We start from the raw sequence: 17,612 nt of genomic DNA on the forward strand, positions 1-17,612 counted from the left end.
CGCCGCCCGCCCGTCGCCCGTCGCCCGCTCGCTGGTGGCCGGTGATCGCGAGCGTCACAGCACCCGGCTTGGGCCGTGCGGGGGCCGGTGCGGGAGACTGGGCGACATGGCGGCTCGTGGCTTCCCGTACACCGACCTCAAGGACTTCATCGCGGCGCTGGAGCGCGCGGGGGAGTTGCGACGGGTCGACGTCCCGGTCGATCCGACCCTGGAGATCAGCGAGGTGGTCACCCGCACGGTGCGGGCCGGCGGCCCGGCGCTGCTCTTCGAGCGTCCGACCCGGGGCGAGATGCCGGTGGCGATCAACCTGTTCGGCACCGAGAAGCGGATGGCGATGGCGCTCGGCGTCGACTCGCTGGATGAGATCGGTGCCCGGATCGGCGCGATGATCAAGCCGGAGTTGCCGGTCGGCTGGTCCGGCATCCGCGAGGGCCTGGGCAAGGTCATGCAGCTCAAGTCGTTGCCACCGCGCAAGGTGAAGACCGCGCCCTGCCAGGAGGTCGTCTACCGGGGTGAGGACGTCGACCTGAACCGGCTGCCCGGGTTGCAGGTCTGGCCCGGCGACGGCGGGATCTTCCACAACTACGGGCTGACCCACACCAAGCACCCGGAGACCGGCAAGCGCAACCTGGGCCTGTACCGGCTCCAGCAGCACGGCCGCAACACCCTGGGCATGCACTGGCAGATCCACAAGGACTCGACCGCCCATCACGCGGTCGCCGAGCGGCTCGGCCAGCGCCTGCCGGTCGCTGTCGCGATCGGCTGCGACCCGGTCGTCTCGTACGCGGCCAGCGCACCCCTGCCCAGCGACATCGACGAGTACCTGTTCGCCGGGTTCCTGCGCGGCGAGCGGGTGGAGATGGTCGACTGCCTCACCGTGCCGTTGCAGGTGCCCGCGCACGCGCAGATCGTGCTGGAGGGCTACCTGGAGCCCGGTGAGCGACTGCCCGAGGGGCCGTTCGGCGACCACACCGGCTTCTACACCCCGGTCGAGCCGTTCCCCGTGCTGCACATCGAGGCGATGACCATGCAGCGTAAGCCGGTCTACCACTCGATCGTCACCTCGAAGCCGCCGCAGGAGGACCACGGCCTCGGCAAGGCCACCGAGCGGATCTTCCAGCCGCTGCTCAAGCTGATGATCCCGGACATCGTCGACTACGACCTGCCGGCCGCCGGCGTCTTCCACAACTGCGCGATCGTCTCCATCCGCAAGCGCTACCCGAAGCACGCGCAGAAGGTGATGAACGCGATCTGGGGCGCGCACCTGATGTCGTTGACCAAGCTGATCGTGATCGTCGACGAGGACTGCGACGTGCACGACTACAACGAGGTCGCCTTCCGGGCCTTCGGCAACGTCGACTACGCCCGCGACCTGCTGCTCACCGAGGGGCCGGTGGACCACCTCGACCACTCGTCGTACCAGCAGTTCTGGGGCGGCAAGGCTGGCGTCGACGCGACCCGCAAACTGCCCACCGAGGGCTACACCCGAGGTTGGCCGGAGGAGATGAGCATGGCCCCCGAGGTCACGGCCCTGGTCGACAAGCGCTGGAAGGAGTACGGGATCTGATGGCCGTCCTCGACGCACCGGCGGCGAAGCCGGGCCGGACCAAGTCCTTCCTGAAGCTCGTCGCCGTCGAGCACTCCGTGTTCGCGCTGCCGTTCGCGTTCCTCTCCGCGCTGGCCGCCATGCAGATCGACGGCGGGCGGGTGCGCTGGCTCGACCTGCTGCTGATCACCGTGGCGATGGTCGGGGCGCGGACGTTCGCGATGGCCGCCAACCGGATCCTGGACCGCGAGATCGACGCGCGGAACCCGCGTACCGCCGGACGGGAACTGGTCACCGGAGCGGTGAGCGTGCGGACGGCCTGGACCGGCGCGGCCGTCGCGCTGGTGGTCTTCCTCGTCGCTGCCGCCCTGCTCAACCCGCTCTGCCTGGTGCTCGCGCCGCTCGCCGTGGTGCCGCTGGTCGTCTACCCGTACGCCAAGCGGTTCACCAACTGGCCGCACGCCATCCTCGGGATCGCCCAGGCGGTCGGCCCGGTCGGCGCCTGGCTGGCGGTCACCGGCACCCTGGACGGCTCCGGGCCGGCCTGGCTGCTCGGCGCGGCCGTGGGCCTGTGGATCGGCGGCTTCGACCTGATCTACGCCTGCCAGGACTCCGAAATCGACCGGGAGATCGGCGTGCACAGCGTGCCCGCCCGGTACGGTCGGCGTTTCGCGCTGCACGCCTCCACTGTCGCGCACGTGGTGACGTTCGCGCTGTTCATCTGGTTCGGCGCGTTGACCGGTCTCGGCTGGCTCTGGTGGATCGGGTTGGCGTTGACCGCTGTGGCGTTCGGCTACCAGCACCTGGTGGTCACCCCGACCGACCTCAGCAAGGTCAACCGGGCGTTCTTCACCGCCAACGGGTTCGTCGGCATCGCGCTGTTCCTCTTCGCCCTGCTCGACCTGGTGATCCGGCTCGGCCTACGGCCGTGAGGCCGGGTCATCCGGCCCGGCCTGCGGCCCTCGGGCCGGGTCATCCGGCCCGGCCTACGGCCCTGGGGCTGGTGGCGCGGTGCTGACGGGGTAGCGGGCGCTCTCGAAGGTCCAGTCGATGGTCCCGCGCACGGCGTACGCGACCCCGTCGAGATGGTCGGCGACCGCCCTGTCCAACGCCGGACCGAACGACGGCACCGTGGCGCGCAGCGCGACGAAGCGTCGCATCGCCTCCCGCCAGTGCTCGGCCGCGCGTTCGACCGCCTCCGCCTCCGGCAGGCCAAGCTCGGCCTGCAGGGCGAGGACCAGGTTGTGCCCGCCGGCGGTCGTCCGGTCCCGGTCCAGCGAGGCCAGGTCGTTGTACCAGGAGAGCAGGTCGTTGCCGGTGCGGGCGATCTGACGCAGCAGCGGGTGGTGGTAGACCGGATCGGGCAACGGTCGCCCGCTGACGAACTCCACGAGCGGGTACGACACCTCCGCCGCCGACGTCGACCGACGCAGTTCGACGTACTCGTCGACGCTCGGGCGGCGGCCGGTCTCCTTGTTGACCGCCTCCTGCCAGGTGCCGTCGAGGTGTCGGGCCACCGCGTCGGCGAAGCGCAGCCGCCACCGGGCCGGCATCCGGCGGCGCGGCTCCCGCCACGCCAGCACCAGCAGTCGCCGCAGCGGCCCGGTCAGCCCGGTCTGCCGCAGCCGGGTGCCGTCGTGCAGCAGTGCCAGGGTGCCGTTGCGCAACGCCCGGATCTGCTCCGGAGTCAACCGGGTCGGCCCGTCGCAGGCGTCGTCGACCAGGAAGAACCAGGTGAACAGCGCGGTCAGCACCCGCAGGTCGGCTTCGGTCGCGCCGGGGTAGAGCCGCCCCGCGTACCGGGCGAAGGCCCCCCGGGACAGCCGGCGCAGCGCGGCGTCGTCCAGTGGCAGGCCAAGCTCGGGCAGCAGATCGAGCAGCCAGCAGTGCACCCGGTCGGCGTGTGCGGGCAACTGGGATGGGATCGGACATTCGGCACGCAGCGCCCGGAGGATCTCGCCGGTCGTCACCGATGCCTCCTCTGCGAGATGGTTCCGGTGCGAATCGCCAGCCGCAGCATGTCAGGTCGGCGGGATATGCAGGTGCCCCGCCCGACATGTCGGACCGTACAACCCGGGGGTGCCCACCGACGGATCAGTCGGACCAGGCAGGCTGGGGGTATGCGGGAACCATGGGTGGTCGGGGTCTCCGGTGCCTCCGGTACGCCGTACGCGGCGGCCGTCATCGGTGGGCTGCTCGACGCGGGCGAGCCGGTGGACCTGATCGTGTCCCGAGCGGCACGACTCACAGTGCTCGACGAGACCGGCCGGCCGTTCCGTGACGGGCACTGGGCCGAGGACCTCGCCGCCTGGCTCGGCCGGGACCTGACCTCCGCGGATGTCCGGCACTGGCCGGCCGGTGACCTGGCCGCCGGGCCGAGCAGCGGCTCCTACCGGGCCCGCGGGATGGCCGTCGTCCCGGCCAGCACGGCGGCCTGCGCGGGCGTCGCGATTGGGCTCTCCAAGGACCTGTTGCAGCGCGCCGCCGAGGTCAACCTCAAGGAACGCCGACCCGTGGTGCTGGTGCCCCGGGAGACACCGGTGACCCGCAGTCACCTGGAACACCTCATCGCGCTGCACGACGCGGGCGCGGTGGTGCTGCCGGCCAGCCCCGGCTTCTACGGTGCCGGCGCGGCGGCCAGCGCGCAGCAACTGGTCGACTTCGTGGCCGGCAAGGTGCTGGACGCGCTCGGCGTCCCCCACACCCTGTTCCGGCGGTGGTCCGGCCAGCTGGGCGCAGCGCGAAGCTGAGCCCGGCCAGCTGGGCGCAGCGCGAAGCTGAGCCCGGCCAGCTCGGCGCAGCGCGAAGCTGAGCCGCCGCTCGTGCCGAACGGTGCTCAGGACGAGCGGTGCTGCTCAGGACGAGCAGTCCTGCCGCACGGCGGTCGGCCGAAGTGGGACGCGGACCGGACTGGCGTCCGGTCCGCGTGGCGTTGTCCGCACCAGTTCAGTACATGCCGGCGTTGGCCGGACCCGGCCCCGTGGAAGCGGCCGGCCCCACATTGCGTGGCTTTCCGACCTCATCCACCTCGTCCAGCATGCCCTCCCCCTCAAGCAGGGCCCGCACCTCGGATTCCCGAAACCGGCGATGCCCGCCTGGAGTCCGGATGCTTCCTATCCGGCCGGCCGCCGCCCATCTCGTCACAGTTTTCGGGTCTACCCGAAACAGCGCGGCGACCTCACCCGGTGTCAGCAGGCGATCTCCAGTGTCCACAGCCCCCTCCTCGCGTCGACGAAGCCCCCGGCTGAACACACTGCCCCCGGCTGGTGCGTAGCCCAGAGCCGTCATGAGGGACGTATGGCAATTACAGCACCAGGGACATGGCCTGTCCGCCCAAACGCGAAAAATGCACTGAGTGGGGAGTTAGTAATGTTACTGGTGCTACCTCTGCCCTGACCGCCGGTTTTTGAACAGTGACTCACCGCTCAGTCCAACGGGTGCCGAAGGCCGCACGTTACGTGGCTACGGTTAGGGTCACTCTCTGTGGATGCCATCGACCTGAGCCTCGTCGACCTGCTGCGCGGCAACGCGCGCCTCTCGTACGCCGAGCTGGCCCGACAGGTGGGCCTCTCCGCCCCGGCCGTGCACGAACGGGTCGGCAAGCTGGAGAGCAGCGGGGTGGTTCGGGGCTACCGCGCGGACGTGGCCCCGGAGTCGATCGGGCTGGGTGTCACCGCGCTGATCGGCATCGTCGAGGACTCCGGCGCCGACACCGACGACATGCTCGAGTCGCTGCGGGTGCTGCCCGAGATCGAGTCCTGCTACTTCATGGCCGGCGTGGAGTCGTTCCTGCTCAAGGCGCGGGTCGGCACGATCGCCGAACTGGAGCAGTTGATCGTGCGGTTGAACCGGACACCGGGGGTCGCCTCCACCCGTACCGCCATCGCGCTCTCCACCAAGTGGGAGAACCGCCCGCAGCCCGTCGGCCCGGCCGCAACCTGACCATCCCGTACCCCTGGTGTCGCCCGGTCGGCCGGCGGTAGCGTGCGCCGATGACCCCTCCGGCGCGTCCCGTGGCGGTGGTGACCGGCGCCGCCGGGGGCCTGGGCCGCGCCATCGCCACCGCGCTGCACGCCGACGGCTGGTCGGTGCTGCTCACCGACCTCGACCCGGCGGCGGTCCGGGCCGCCGCGGCGCCGCTCGACGGCTGGTCGGCCGCCCTGGACGTCCGGGACGAGGACGCCTGCCGCGCCATCGCCGCGACCGCGGCGAGCCGGGGTGACCTCGCCCTCTGGGTGAACAACGCCGGAATCCTGGTCACCGGGGCGTCGTGGGAGCACGACGCTCCGACCCGCCGTCGGGTGCTCGACGTGAACGCCCACGGCGCCATGAACGGCACACTCGCCGCGTTGACCGTGATGCGCGCGCAGGGCCACGGGCACGTGCTCAACGTCGTCTCGCTGGCCGGGCTGATCGCCGCGCCCGGCGAGACGGTGTACGCGGCCAGCAAGCACGCACTGCTGGCGTTCAGCCTCGGCACACTGTCCGACCTGCGGATGGCCGGCTACCGGCGGGTGCACGTCTCCTGCCTCTGCCCGGACGGCATCTGGACACCGATGCTGCACGACCGGCTGGACGATCCGGGGGCGGTGGCCTCGTTCACCGGGTCGATGCTGACCGCGCAGCGGGTGGCGGCCCGGGTGGTCCGGCTGGCCCGCCGGCCACGCCCGGTGGTCAGCCTGCCCCGCTGGCGGGGAGCGCAGGTGCGCCTGTTGGACGCGCTGCCCCGGTTGGCCGTCACACTGACCCCACTGGTCCGCGCCGCGGGCCGCGCAGGTCAGCGCCGTCAACGCCGCCGGTCAGCATCGCCGGACCGGCGCTGACCACCCCTGGTCAGCTTGCTACGTTTCCGAGCGTGACTCATCTCGACAGGTGCGACGAATCCAGCCGGACCTGGGTGACCGAGGCGATCGCCACCGTCGAGGCGGACGCGAACCGCTCGGCCGACACCCACCTGCTGCCGTTCCCGCTGCCCCGCGAATGGGGGATCGACCTCTATCTCAAGGACGAGTCGTCACACCCCACCGGCTCCCTGAAACACCGGCTGGCCCGCTCGCTGTTCCTGTACGGGCTCTGCAACGGCTGGATCGGGCCGCGCACCACGATCGTCGAAGCGTCGTCGGGTTCCACGGCGGTCTCCGAGGCGTACTTCGCCCGGATGCTGGGCCTGCCGTTCATCGCGGTGATGCCGGCCTCCACCTCACCGGAGAAGATCGCGCAGATCGAGTTCCAGGGCGGCCGGTGCCACCTGGTGGACGACCCGGCGAGCGTGGTGGTCGAGGCCCGGTGGCTCGCCGAGGACTCCGGCGGGCACTTCATGGACCAGTTCACCTACGCCGAGCGGGCGACCGACTGGCGGGGCAACAACAACATCGCCGAGTCGATCTACGCGCAGCTGGAGCTGGAGCGGCACCCGATCCCCGCCTGGGTGGTGGTGGGTGCCGGCACCGGGGGCACCAGCGCGACAATCGGCCGGTACGCCCGGTACCGCCGGCTCGCCACCAAGCTCTGCGTGGTCGACCCGGAGAACTCAGCGTTCTACCCGGCCTGGCTGGCCGCCGACTGGTCGGTACGCACCGGGAAGGGCTCCCGCATCGAGGGGATCGGCCGGCCCACCGTGGAGGCGTCGTTCCTGCCCTCGGTGGTGGACCGGATGGTCCAGGTGCCGGACGCGGCGTCGCTGGCCGCCATGCGCGCCGGATCGGCGTTGCTGGGCCGCCGGGTGGGCGGCTCCACCGGCACCAACCTCTGGGGCGCGTTCGGCCTGATCGCCGCGATGCTCGCCGAGGGTCGGACCGGTTCGGTGGTCACCCTGATCTGCGACCCGGGCGACCGGTACGCCGACACGTACTACGCCGACGACTGGGTGAGCGCCCAGGGCCTCGACCTGACCCCGCACCTGGCCACGATCGACCGCTTCCTGGCCACCGGCGTCTGGCCCGGCTGAACCGCGAAGCGGGCCCTGGCACGGCTGAACCGCCGAGCGGGCCCTGGCCCGGCTCGGTGTCGGTCAGCGTGGATCGATCCGCTCGGCCAGCCCGGGATAGCGCACCACGTAGCCGCTGTCGTCCAGATCGATGTCGGCGGTGAAGGTGCCGCTGGCGAAGCGCACCCGCCCCGGCCCGAGCCCGGTGTAGATCTGCTCGGCCGGCACCACCTCCAGGCCGGGCAGCAGCACCCAGGCGACGGTGATCCGGTGTGCCACGTCGGCGGGCTCGGTCGCCATCCTGAGCCGGTGAAACGGCAGGGCGTTGAACAGCGGCGAGCCGCTCAGGTCGACGTCGAGCGCGTCGGCCAGCCGGTCCGGGTCGTCGGTGCCCGCCAGCCCGGCCCGGGGATGACCGGCCGCGACGAGGGCCGCGTCCAGGTCGCCCTGCTCGGCGGTGGTGACCCGCCACCGGCCCACGGCCCGTTCCAGCGTCACCCGGCGCAGCCAGCCGAGCCCCTCGGCCTCGACCTCGACCCGGGCGGTGGCCCAGTCCGGCGTGGTGGTCAGCTGGTAGCGGGCGGTCCACGGGATCGGGTCCACGGCGAGCAGGGTGCCCCGGGCCGCCAACCCGTGGCCGTCGTCGAGCAGGACCTGCTCGCTGCCGGCGGTGTCCGTCCGGGACCAGAAGATTGACTTCGGCATGGTCGGCATGAGCCGGACGTTACGCGACCCAGTCGGCATCGGCAGGGCATGCGCGAACGCCGCCGCGAAGCCCGGGCTTCGCGACGGCGTTCGGTGGATCAATCAGTGGGTACGCGCTGGCGGTCGCCCGCCGAAACCGCGCCGGTCATCGCGCGGCCGGTCATCGCGCTGCCGGTCGTCGCGGGGTCGGTCGTCGCGGACCCGGCTCTCTGGGCGGAAACCACCCCGAGCGTCCCGATCACCGAAGCGCCGCTCGCCCTGCGGCCGGTCGCCGAAGCGCCGCTCGCCGGTGGGCCGATCGCCCCGACCGTCCCGGTCACCGAACTGCGGCCGGTCATCGAACCGACGCTCGCCCTGCGGCCGGTCGCCGTACCCCCGGGTGTCCCGATCGACGTAACGCCGCTCGCCCTGCGGCCGGTCGCCGTAGCTCCGGTCGCCGTGCGGGCGGTCACCCTGGCCCCGGTCGCCGAAGCGGCGCTCGCCGGTGGGCCGGTCGCCGTAGCGGCGGTCGCCTTGCGGGCGGTCGCCGTAGCCCCGGTCGCCCTGCGGCCGGTCGCCGTAGCTCCGGTCGCCGTGCGGGCGGTCGCCCTGGCCCCGGTCGCCGAAGCGGCGCTCGCCGGTGGGCCGGTCGCCGTAGCGCCGGTCGCCCTGCGGGCGGTCGCCGTAGCGACGCTCGCCGCCCGAGCGGTCACCGAACCGACGCGGGCCGCCGGCCCGGTCGTCGAACCGGCGCGGGCCGCCGGAGCGGTCGCCGTAGCCCCGGGGCTCCGCCTCGACGCGGACCGGGACGCCACTGGGCTCGCGGGCGCCGACCAGCTCGGCCAACGCCGCGTCACCGACCCGGACCCGGGTCTCGGCCGGCGCGACGCCGGCCTTCTCCATCATCGCCAGGGTGGTACGGCGCTGCTTGGGCAGCACCAACGTGGCGACCGCGCCCGACTCGCCGGCCCGGGCGGTACGACCCGCACGGTGCAGGTAGTCCTTCGGGTCCTTCGGCGGGTCGACGTGCAGCACCAGGGTGACTCCGTCGACGTGGATGCCCCGGGCCGCCACGTCCGTGGCGACCAGCACGTTCATCCGGCCCTCACGGAACTCGGCCAGCGTCTTGGTGCGCATCCGCTGGGTCTTGCCGCCGTGCAGCCCACCGGCGCGTACGCCGACGGCCGCGAGCTGCTCGACCAGCCGGTCCACCCCGAGCTGGGTACGGGCGAAGACCATCGTCCGGCCGTCCCGGGCGGCGATCGAGGCCGCCACCGGGAACTTCTCGTGCGGCGGGATCAACAGCATGTGATGGTCCATGGTGGACACCGAGGCGGTGGACGGCGCGGTGGAGTGGGTGACCGGGTCGGTCATGAACCGCCTGACCAACGCGTCGACGTCACCGTCCAGGGTGGCCGAGAAGAGCAACCGCTGACCGTTCGCCGGCGTCTTCGCCAGCAGTTCGGTCACCTCGGGCAGGAAGCCCATGTCGGCCATCTGGTCGGCCTCGTCGAGCACCGTGATCTCGACGTCGTCGAGCTGACAGATGCCCCGCTCGATGAGATCGCCGAGCCGCCCCGGGGTGGCCACGATGATCTCCACACCGCGGCGCAGCGCGTCGATCTGACGGTCGTACGGGACGCCGCCGACGGCGGTCTTGAGGAAGATTCCGACGGCCTTGCCCAGCGGCACCAGAGCATCGTTGACCTGCATGGCCAGCTCGCGGGTGGGCACCAGGATCAGGGCGCGCGGACGCATCGGCCGGGCCCGGTTGCGGTCGGCCAGCCGAGCGATAACCGGCAGGCCGAAGGCGAGCGTCTTACCGGAACCGGTCTGCCCCCGACCCAGCACGTCGCGGCCGGCGAGCGCGTCCGGAAGGGTGGCCCGCTGGATCTCGAACGGGCTGGTGATGCCCTGCTGTGCCAGCGCGCGGACCACCGGCTCGGGCAGGCCGAGAGCAGCGAAGCTGATCGGCTCGGCGGTCTCCGTCGACACGGGCTCGGCCTGTGGGGTGGCGGCCTCGCCTGGAGCGACGTCGAGCTGCTCCCGTGCGATGTCGGTCGCCGGGACTGAGTTGAAAACGGACGTAACGGTGCTGGGGTCAGCAGAGGTGGTCAACAAAAACCTTTCGAGCGGGGCGCATCTTCGCGATGGCCTGCCGCGGCTGTGCCGCCGGATCGCCCGCAAGATCGCCCAGGGGCGCACACCACGCGCGCCGGGTCAGTGATCTCACCCAGTGTACGGCGGTCCGGCGAAGCCGCCAGCCGGTTGTCCGACCGTAGTGGGCGGACTCACCATCGCTGGCGCTCGCTGGCTTACCCGTTGAGCACGCTGCCCACCAGCCCGTCCAGGGCGTCTCCGGCGAGCAGGACGACCGCGACGCTGATCGCCACCAGCAGCCCCAGAGCGGCAGCCAAGACGATCATCACCCGGGCGTTGCTGGACCGTTCGGTCGGCGTGTCGGACCAGCCCTGGGCCAGGATGTGCCCGGTCAATGAGCCGGAGGTCTCCACCGCGTTGGCGGGTATGGCGACCGTGGTGAATCCGGCCCCCTCGCCGTTGCCGTAGACGGTGCCGGCCAGGTCGGTGCCGCCGTCGTGCCGCCTACCACGGGCGCCGGCCGTCACCCGTCCGGCGGAACCAGCCGGAGGGCTGCTCGGCGGCGCGGCCATCCGGGAGTTCCCGGTGCTGTTCCGGGTCGACGACGGAGCCCCGGCGGTCGACGGTGGCCAGCTCGGCAGTGCCGGTGCGGGCACCACCGGCGGTGTGGACGCGGCCGGCGCGGGCACCACCGGCGGTGTGGACGCGGCTGCCGGGGTCCATCCGCCGGCGGACGTCGGGCGGGTCGCCCCACCGGTGGGTGACCACCCGGACGGCGGTGCGGAGACCGATGCGGTGGCCCGTACGCCGGGCGTGTCGGTCATCGCCGGTGGCGGCGGAAACGGCGGTGCCGGCATCGGACCTGGCGGGGCTGGCGGTGCCGGCACCGGCGGACCGGGTGGCGGCAGCGGCGGGCTCGGGACGGGCGGCGACGGCGGGCCGGGAATGGGCGGCACCGGCGAGGGCGGCGGGACGGGCGGGCCCGGAACGGGCGGAACCGGACCGGGCGGCGGCGTGGGTCGGGGGTTCGGCGTCGGCGTCGGCCCGGGCGGATACGGACCCGGGGCCGGCGCGGGCTCCGGTTCCGGTGGCGGCGGCTGCGTCGGCCCGGGGCCGGGTGGGGCGGGCTCCGGCTCCGGAGTCGAGGGCGTCGGGGCCGGCTCCGGCTCGGTGCCCACCGGCGCGGACCGGTAGACGCCGGGCGTGCTCTCCCGAGGATCCGGACTGCCCAGGGTGCCGGCCGTGCCCCGGCTGCCGCTCGGAACCGTGGCGCTGGCCCGGGCCGGCGCGGGGGAGCCGTGCCGCTGACCGGGCAACGACACGTCGGCCGGGCTGGCCGAACCGGTCGCCCGGTAGGTGGTCGCCGTGCCCGGAGCACTGGCCGGGAGGTCGGCCCGGCTCGCCGTGGCGGTCACGACGCTGGCGCGGGCGCGTACCGGCGCGGTGGCCTGACCCGGGGGCGCGTCGACCACTGCCGGCTCCCCGGCGTCGGTTTCGCCGCTGTCCGCGGCGGCGTCGGTTTCGCCGCTGTCCGCGGCGGCGTCCGTTCCGACGGGGGCGGCACCGGCGGGCACCTCGGCGGCAGGCGCATCGTCATCGGCGTCGGTCGAGGCGTCCGCGACGACCGGTGCCGTGCTGCGGTCGGCAACCTCGGCGTCACTGGCGGCTGAACTGGCGTCGCTGTCGGCGGGGCCGCCGTCGGCCGGGCTGGCAGCGGTCACCGGGTCGACGGTGTCGGGCGGGCTGGCGTCGCCGTCAGCGGAGCCGGTGCCGGTCAGGCTGGCGTCGCTGTCGGCCGGGCTGGTGCCTGCCGGGCTGGCGGCGGTCACCGGGTCGGCGGTGCCCGGCCCTGGTGGGTCGGCCTGGTCGACCACGGGGTCGACAGTCTCCGCCGGATCTTTCTGCTCGGCCATTTCCGCCCTCCGCGCCATGCTCGCACCCGGACCCGTGACGTCGGGTCGGATGTGCCTGGTTGTCACGGTGCCACAGATCTCCCCGAGCGGACAGCCGGAGCGGCTCGTGGCGGATCAGCCCGCGTCGCTGGGGGTGGCCGTCGCGCTGCGGGTGCCGGTCGCGCTTGTGCTGGCCTTCGGTGTGGTCGTCGGCGTGGTCGTCGGAGACGCGCTGTTCGGCGCGCTGGGCGGTGCCGGGGGCAGGGTCGACGGAGTGTTGCTCGGGGTGTTCGACGGCTTCGGCGTGGTGCTGCCGGTCGGTGTGGGCGTCGGGGTGGTCGTCAAGGTCGGCGTCGGGGTCGGCGTCGGCGTGGTGGTCTTCGTGGGCGTGGGGGTGGGCGTCGGCTTGGTGGGCTTCGTCGGTGTCGGCGTCGGCGTGGGCTTTGGCGTCGGGGTCGACACGGGCGGAGTCGGGTTGGTCACGACCGGTGCCGGCACCGCGCCGATCACCCGGGTGGCGGCGTACAGCCGGGACCAGCGGACGACCGAGATCTTGACGACGTCGCCGGTGGTGGGCGCCTGCACCATCTTGCCGTTGCCGATGTACATGCCGACGTGGTGGATCGTCGTCCAGCTGCTGCCCGAGGCGAAGAAGAGCAGGTCGCCGGGGAGCAGCGCGCTCTGCGGAACCGTGCGTCCCCGGGTGGCCGCGTACTGGTCGCGGGAGACCCGGGGCAGGTCGAAGTAGTCGGCGCCGGGGGAGCGGTACGCCGCCCACATCAGGCCGGAGCAGTCGAACTGGTCCGGCCCCTCCTCGGACCACTTGTACGGGTCGCCGAGCTGGGCGAGCGCGTACCGGACCGCAGCCAGTGCCCGGGGGTGCGCGGCCATGCCGCTGATGCTCTGATTGGAGACGTAGCCGGCGCCGATCTGCTGCTCGGTGGCTTCCTGCTGACGTTCGATCTCGATCAGTGCGGCGGCGTTGTCCTTGCGCAGCTTCAGCAGGCTCGCCTCGGCGGCGCGCAGCGCCGTCTCGCCAGTGGTGAACTCCACCTCGGCGGCGGCGAGCAGATCCTTGGCCTCGCTGTGCTTCTGGTACGCGGCCTGCTCACCGGCGCGGGCCCGGGACAGCTCCCCGGCCACCCCGGTGGTGCCGCCGTCGACCTTCTCGCCACGGGTGATCGCCTGCAGGCGGCTCAGCCCACGGATGTCCTGGGCGAGGTCGCCCGGCGGCAGCGCGGCGGCCTGCTTGATGGCCTCGGCGGCGGCGGTGTCAGCGGTCTGCTGGGCCCGTAGCAGGGCGTCCTGTGCGGTCGCCAGCGCCTTGCCGGCCGCGTCGAGCTGCGCCTGCGCGTCGACGCGTTTCTGTCGGCTGACCAGTAACGCCTCGCCGAGTGTCCCGACCTGAACCTCGCCGGCGGCGATCGCGGTGGCCAGCGGGCCGCTGCCGATGTTGACCACCGGTGGGACGGGCACGCCGGCGACCGGTGCGCCGCCGGGCAGCTGAAGCGAACCGGTGACCGCCGGGCGGGAGCCGGTGTCCGGCACGGTGGTCGGCACGCCGGGCTCCGCGTACGCGGGGGTGGCGAGCACCGCTGCGGCGATCGCACCGAGCAGGGCGGCCCAGAGCTTCGGACGCAGGACCGGCGAGATCACCGGGCTCCGTCGTCGCTGCCGTCGCCCGCGCCCGCTGTAGACCATGCCGCTCCCCGTCCAACCGCTCGTCGCCGCGCTCGGTGGGCGCGACCGCCGGGACGGTACCAGTGTGTGTGTTCCGCCCCACCTTGTTACTACCGCACCTCGCCACTCATGTCGATGCGTTGCCGGGTTACGGGAGGCTGAGAGTCTGGTGAAGTGGGTCGCTGCCGGCGACCGTGCCGCCGGGCCCGTCCGCGCCGCGACGTACGCTCGATCCGGACCGCAGGTGGAAGGGACGTGCCATGGACGCCGGACTCAAGCGTGAGCTCGAAGCGAAGGTGTACGCCGGTGAGCGGCTGACCCGGGAGGACGGGGTCGCCCTCTACGAGAGCGACGACCTGACCTGGCTGGGGCGGCTGGCGCACCACAAGCGCACCGAGCTGAACGGCGACCGGGTGATGTTCAACGTCAACCGGCACCTCAACCTGACCAACGTCTGTTCGGCGTCGTGTGCGTACTGCTCGTTCCAGCGCAAGCCGGGCGAGAAGGACGCGTACACGATGCGCATCGACGAGGCGGTCCGTAAGGCCAAGGAGATGGAGGACGAGCAGCTCACCGAGCTGCACATCGTCAACGGTCTGCACCCCACGCTGCCCTGGCGTTACTACCCGAAGGTGCTGCGTGAGCTGAAGGCGGCGCTGCCGACCGTCAAGCTCAAGTGCTTCACGGCGACCGAGGTGCAGTGGTTCGAGAAGATCAGCGGCCTGAGCGCCGACGAGATCCTCGACGAGCTGATGGACGCCGGCCTTGAGTCGCTGACCGGTGGTGGCGCGGAGATCTTCGACTGGGAGGTCCGGCAGCACATCGTCGACCACGCCTGCCACTGGGAAGACTGGTCGCGGATCCACGCCCTGGCGCACAGCAAGGGCATGAAGACCCCGGCGACGATGCTGTACGGCCACATCGAGGAGCCCCGGCACCGCGTCGACCACGTGCTGCGGCTGCGCGAGTTGCAGGACGAGACCGGCGGGTTCGCGGTCTTCATCCCGCTGCGCTACCAGCACGACTTCGTCGACTCGGCGGACGGCAAGATCCGTAACCGGATCCAGGCCCGCACCACGATGGCCTCGCCGGCCGAGTCGCTGAAGACGTTCGCGGTCTCCCGGTTGCTGTTCGACAACGTGCCGCACCTGAAGAACTTCTGGGTGATGCACGGGCTGTCGGTGGCGCAGCTCTCGTTGAACTTCGGCGTGGACGACCTGGACGGTTCCGTCGTCGAATACAAGATCACTCACGATGCCGACTCGTACGGCACCCCGAACACCATGCACCGCGACGACCTGCTGAACCTGATCTGGGACGCCGGCTTCCAGCCGGTCGAGCGGGACACCCGCTACAACGTGGTCCGGGAGTACGACAAGGCCCCGTCGCTGGCGCAGCGGCGCGCCGAGCCGCAGCAGGTCTGGGCCTGAGTCGCCACGTACCCTCGCAGTCGATGACCGAGCAACGAGGACCTGAGCAGCAGAGCGGCTTTCCCCGCCGGGACGACCAGGGCCGCATCCGTACCCTGGGCGACCTGCTCGGGGTGTGCCTGGCCGGCCTGGTCATCGGCGTGCTCGCGTTGGTGCTGTTCGAGTGGGGCTTCGCGTCGCTCGGCAGTGGCGAGTTCGGGCACACGAACGGCTGGCTGGCGGTGATCCTGCCGGCCTGGTTGTTCTGGGACGACTTCCGGGCCTGGGAGTTCGGCGCTGCCCGGGTGGCGGCGGCGGTGGTCGCCGCTGCCGTCGGGGTGTTCGCCGGGCTCCTGGTCGCCGGTCTGGGCTCCGGACTGCCGCCGCTGCTCTCCGGCGCGTTGGGGGCGGCCGCGTTCACAGTGGCGTACGCGATCGTCTGGTTTCCGGGCGTCCGCTGGCTGGCCCGTCGGACCGGCTGACAGCGACCGCCCACCGGGCGGCTCGAACCTTCCGCCGGCAGTGGCGGGCGACGGAGAGAACGGAGTGGTGCAGGTGAGCGCCGCGCTCAAGTACACGCTGGGCCGGATCGGGCTGTTCGTCGCCGTGCTGGCGGGCCTCTGGCTGATCGACATGAACGTGTTCCTGAAGCTGATGCTGGCGTTGGTGTTCTCCGCCGCGCTCTCCTTCTTCCTGCTGCGCGGTTGGCGGGACGAGATGGCCGGGGAGATCGCCGAAGCGGCCGAGCGCCGCAAGGTGGAGAAGGAACGCCTCCGCTCCGCGCTGGCCGGCGAAAACCCCCAGGACCCGAACCCCAACCCCACCCAGGACCCCGACTCCCAGCGTTGATCATGAAGTTATTGCCACGACACGCCGAGTGGTCGGGCAATAACTTCATGATCAACCGCGCCGGATGGGTGGGGTGCGTGGGTTACCAGTTGGTGGAGCCTTGGACCTTGGGCCAGGGCTTTGAGGTGGGCTTGATCAGGTAGGCGATGCCGCCGGAGCCGCCGGAGACGCCGCCGCTGGCGTTGGTGCGCTTGGTCCGCAGCCAGATCTGCTCGAACTGCGCCCGCTTGTAGACGTTGCGCACCACCTCGTTGCTCGACGAGGCGGGGTCGTTGACGATGACGTCGCCGTCGGCGGTGAAGCCGACCACCACGAACAGGTGCCCGGAGGTGCCGTAGTTGGCGCCGTCCAGCTCACTGGCGAGGAAGGACTGGCTGGTCACCACGGGGATGCCGGCGGCGATGAACCGCTCCACCTCGTCGAGCGAGTGCAGCCGGGTCACCCGACCCTCCAGCCCCGGGAAGCTGGCCGCGTACGCGGTGTTGAAGGGCCAGTTGCCCGCGCCGTCGTACGCGTAGTCGTAGGTCATCCGGGCGGCGTGGTTGACCGTCGGGTCGGGGTAGGTCGGGTCCACCCAGGAGGTGTCGGCCGCCGACGGCCCGCGGCCCCAGTACTCGACCACCATCTCGGTCGAGGTGGGCGAGCACCACGCCTCGCCGCCGCCGTCGTACTCGGGGTAGTGCCCGCTGTGCACGTTCTGCGAATAGCGCGGCACCGGCAGCTCCACGCCCCAGGCGATGTGCCCGGCGCTCGGCGGCACTGTGAACCGGTCCGGCACCGTGGAGCTCATCGCGCCCAGCATCCGGACCACCGGCGCGGCGCTCTGCCCCGGCGCGCGGTAAAGAGTCAACCGCAGCTGGTACGACCGCAGCAGCACCCCGGCCGCGGCGTCGTCGATGCTGAACGTGTCGGTCCAGATCGTCGACCAGGGGTCGCCCTGTCGGTTGACGCTGGTCCGCTTGATGTCGGTGTCGCCGGACGCCCAGCGACCCAGGACGTACCACGGGGTCTGGTCGCCGCTGGTGTAGCTGCCCTGCATCTCCACCTGGATCCAGGTGCCGGCCGGGGTTTCCGCGTTCCAGGAGGCGATCAGTTCGGTGGCGTCGAACCCGATCCGGGTCACCGGTGAGGTCCAGGTGCCGTACTCCCAGGTGCGGGTGGTGCCGGTGTGCGGGTCCGCGTACTCGATGGTGCCGGCGGGGCGGGCCAGGGTGACGCCCGCTCGGGCACCGGGCACGACGCGGGTGCCGGCCTGGCTGCCCCGGCGCCAGTCGGCGGGCCCGGACCAGTCCTGGTAGGTGATCTGCTCGTCGTGGGCGAGGGCGGGCGGGTGTGCCGCCATCGCGGGCGCGGTGGTGGTGAGCAGGGTGAGCGTGGTGACGCCGGCGAGGGCGGCCGCGCGTAGGCGGGATCTGGCCATGGGTGCTCCGCGGTGTCGAGGGGGCATCGTCGCTGGTCAGTTTTCCGCTTGGAGGGAAGTTTCGCCAGATGTTGATACGTGGAAAATCATTGCCGCCGTGATGATC

General features: G+C 72.2%; 16 protein-coding genes. 9 read left to right on the plus strand and 7 right to left on the minus strand.

Features of this window, described 5'->3' with window-relative positions; translation table 11 throughout:
• Positions 1-106: 106 nt before the first annotated feature.
• Together QSK15_RS02210 and mqnP are read left to right on the plus strand one after the other, a co-directional pair.
• Positions 107-1,567: a menaquinone biosynthesis decarboxylase gene (locus QSK15_RS02210; protein ID WP_285792656.1), complete on the plus strand. Its 1,461-nt coding sequence runs from the start codon at positions 107-109 to the stop codon at positions 1,565-1,567.
• Positions 1,567-2,478 (plus strand): menaquinone biosynthesis prenyltransferase MqnP, encoded by a 912-nt coding sequence (gene mqnP / locus QSK15_RS02215; RefSeq protein WP_285792657.1) that lies wholly within the window; start codon positions 1,567-1,569, stop codon positions 2,476-2,478. Before QSK15_RS02210 ends, mqnP begins: the two co-directional genes overlap by 1 nt.
• Before the next feature lie 54 nt (positions 2,479-2,532).
• Here mqnP and QSK15_RS02220 read toward each other — a convergent pair whose 3' ends face one another.
• Entirely contained in the window at positions 2,533-3,516 is a 984-nt protein-coding gene (locus QSK15_RS02220) for a terpene synthase family protein (protein WP_285792658.1), read from the minus strand.
• Between the two features lie 150 nt (positions 3,517-3,666).
• Here QSK15_RS02220 and QSK15_RS02225 point away from each other — a divergent pair, with 150 nt between their 5' ends.
• Entirely contained in the window at positions 3,667-4,296 is a 630-nt protein-coding gene (locus QSK15_RS02225) for a UbiX family flavin prenyltransferase (protein ID WP_285792659.1), read from the plus strand.
• A gap of 196 nt (positions 4,297-4,492) precedes the next feature.
• On the opposite strand, the gene QSK15_RS02230 is transcribed toward QSK15_RS02225, so the two are convergent.
• The gene (locus QSK15_RS02230; protein WP_007454516.1) at positions 4,493-4,759 is read right to left on the minus strand and encodes a BldC family transcriptional regulator; all 267 of its coding nucleotides are present in this window, start codon (positions 4,757-4,759) and stop codon (positions 4,493-4,495) included.
• Between the two features lie 270 nt (positions 4,760-5,029).
• Here QSK15_RS02230 and QSK15_RS02235 point away from each other — a divergent pair, with 270 nt between their 5' ends.
• From QSK15_RS02235 to cds1, 3 genes are read left to right on the plus strand one after another with little or no spacing between them, the layout of a single operon-like run.
• The gene (locus tag QSK15_RS02235; RefSeq protein ID WP_279514712.1) at positions 5,030-5,488 is read left to right on the plus strand and encodes an Lrp/AsnC family transcriptional regulator; all 459 of its coding nucleotides are present in this window, start codon (positions 5,030-5,032) and stop codon (positions 5,486-5,488) included.
• 50 nt (positions 5,489-5,538) lie between these two features.
• A complete protein-coding gene (locus tag QSK15_RS02240) occupies positions 5,539-6,369 on the plus strand; it encodes an SDR family NAD(P)-dependent oxidoreductase (RefSeq protein WP_285792660.1) in 831 nt (276 codons plus the stop codon).
• Between the two features lie 32 nt (positions 6,370-6,401).
• The gene (gene cds1 / locus QSK15_RS02245; RefSeq protein WP_030334047.1) at positions 6,402-7,493 is read left to right on the plus strand and encodes an L-cysteine desulfhydrase Cds1; all 1,092 of its coding nucleotides are present in this window, start codon (positions 6,402-6,404) and stop codon (positions 7,491-7,493) included.
• Positions 7,494-7,556: 63 nt separating this feature from the next.
• Here cds1 and QSK15_RS02250 read toward each other — a convergent pair whose 3' ends face one another.
• From QSK15_RS02250 to QSK15_RS02265, 4 genes are all read right to left on the minus strand, one after another.
• Positions 7,557-8,177: a putative glycolipid-binding domain-containing protein gene (locus QSK15_RS02250; protein ID WP_285794304.1), complete on the minus strand. Its 621-nt coding sequence runs from the start codon at positions 8,175-8,177 to the stop codon at positions 7,557-7,559.
• 102 nt (positions 8,178-8,279) lie between these two features.
• The gene (locus QSK15_RS02255) at positions 8,280-10,151 is read right to left on the minus strand and encodes a DEAD/DEAH box helicase (protein ID WP_285792661.1); all 1,872 of its coding nucleotides are present in this window, start codon (positions 10,149-10,151) and stop codon (positions 8,280-8,282) included.
• A 320-nt stretch (positions 10,152-10,471) separates the two neighbouring features.
• Entirely contained in the window at positions 10,472-12,169 is a 1,698-nt protein-coding gene (locus QSK15_RS02260) for a hypothetical protein (protein ID WP_285792662.1), read from the minus strand.
• Between the two features lie 114 nt (positions 12,170-12,283).
• Positions 12,284-13,849, minus strand: a complete 1,566-nt coding sequence (locus QSK15_RS02265; RefSeq protein ID WP_285792663.1) for a C40 family peptidase — start codon at positions 13,847-13,849, stop codon at positions 12,284-12,286.
• 239 nt (positions 13,850-14,088) lie between these two features.
• Here QSK15_RS02265 and mqnE point away from each other — a divergent pair, with 239 nt between their 5' ends.
• The 3 genes from mqnE to QSK15_RS02280 all read left to right on the plus strand — a co-directional run bounded on the left by mqnE (position 14,089) and on the right by QSK15_RS02280 (position 16,086).
• Complete coding sequence (gene mqnE / locus QSK15_RS02270) at positions 14,089-15,258, plus strand: aminofutalosine synthase MqnE (protein ID WP_285792664.1); 1,170 nt, start codon at positions 14,089-14,091, stop codon at positions 15,256-15,258.
• 23 nt (positions 15,259-15,281) lie between these two features.
• Positions 15,282-15,719 (plus strand): hypothetical protein, encoded by a 438-nt coding sequence (locus QSK15_RS02275; protein ID WP_285792665.1) that lies wholly within the window; start codon positions 15,282-15,284, stop codon positions 15,717-15,719.
• Between the two features lie 73 nt (positions 15,720-15,792).
• Positions 15,793-16,086, plus strand: coding sequence for a DUF4229 domain-containing protein (locus QSK15_RS02280; protein WP_285794305.1), 294 nt, complete (start codon positions 15,793-15,795; stop codon positions 16,084-16,086).
• An 82-nt stretch (positions 16,087-16,168) separates the two neighbouring features.
• Here the strand turns inward: QSK15_RS02280 and QSK15_RS02285 are convergent, their stop codons facing one another.
• Positions 16,169-17,506 carry a C39 family peptidase gene (locus tag QSK15_RS02285; RefSeq protein WP_285792666.1) on the minus strand — a complete coding sequence of 446 codons (1,338 nt, stop codon included), beginning with the start codon at positions 17,504-17,506 and terminating at the stop codon, positions 16,169-16,171.
• Between the last annotated feature and the right edge of the window lie 106 nt (positions 17,507-17,612).

It is taken from the genome of Micromonospora sp. NBRC 107095 (genome assembly GCF_030269705.1).
GTDB lineage: Bacteria > Actinomycetota > Actinomycetes > Mycobacteriales > Micromonosporaceae > Micromonospora > Micromonospora parva.

Coding starts and splice junctions, on each gene's coding strand:
- QSK15_RS02210 (WP_285792656.1), top strand. CDS start 107: ATGGCGGCTCGTGGCTTCCCGTACACCGACCTCAAGGACTTCATCGCG.
- mqnP (WP_285792657.1), top strand. CDS start 1,567: ATGGCCGTCCTCGACGCACCGGCGGCGAAGCCGGGCCGGACCAAGTCC.
- QSK15_RS02225 (WP_285792659.1), top strand. CDS start 3,667: ATGCGGGAACCATGGGTGGTCGGGGTCTCCGGTGCCTCCGGTACGCCG.
- QSK15_RS02240 (WP_285792660.1), top strand. CDS start 5,539: ATGACCCCTCCGGCGCGTCCCGTGGCGGTGGTGACCGGCGCCGCCGGG.
- QSK15_RS02250 (WP_285794304.1), bottom strand. CDS start 8,177: ATGCCGAAGTCAATCTTCTGGTCCCGGACGGACACCGCCGGCAGCGAG.
- QSK15_RS02260 (WP_285792662.1), bottom strand. CDS start 12,169: ATGGCCGAGCAGAAAGATCCGGCGGAGACTGTCGACCCCGTGGTCGAC.
- QSK15_RS02265 (WP_285792663.1), bottom strand. CDS start 13,849: ATGGTCTACAGCGGGCGCGGGCGACGGCAGCGACGACGGAGCCCGGTG.
- mqnE (WP_285792664.1), top strand. CDS start 14,089: ATGGACGCCGGACTCAAGCGTGAGCTCGAAGCGAAGGTGTACGCCGGT.
- QSK15_RS02275 (WP_285792665.1), top strand. CDS start 15,282: ATGACCGAGCAACGAGGACCTGAGCAGCAGAGCGGCTTTCCCCGCCGG.
- QSK15_RS02285 (WP_285792666.1), bottom strand. CDS start 17,506: ATGGCCAGATCCCGCCTACGCGCGGCCGCCCTCGCCGGCGTCACCACG.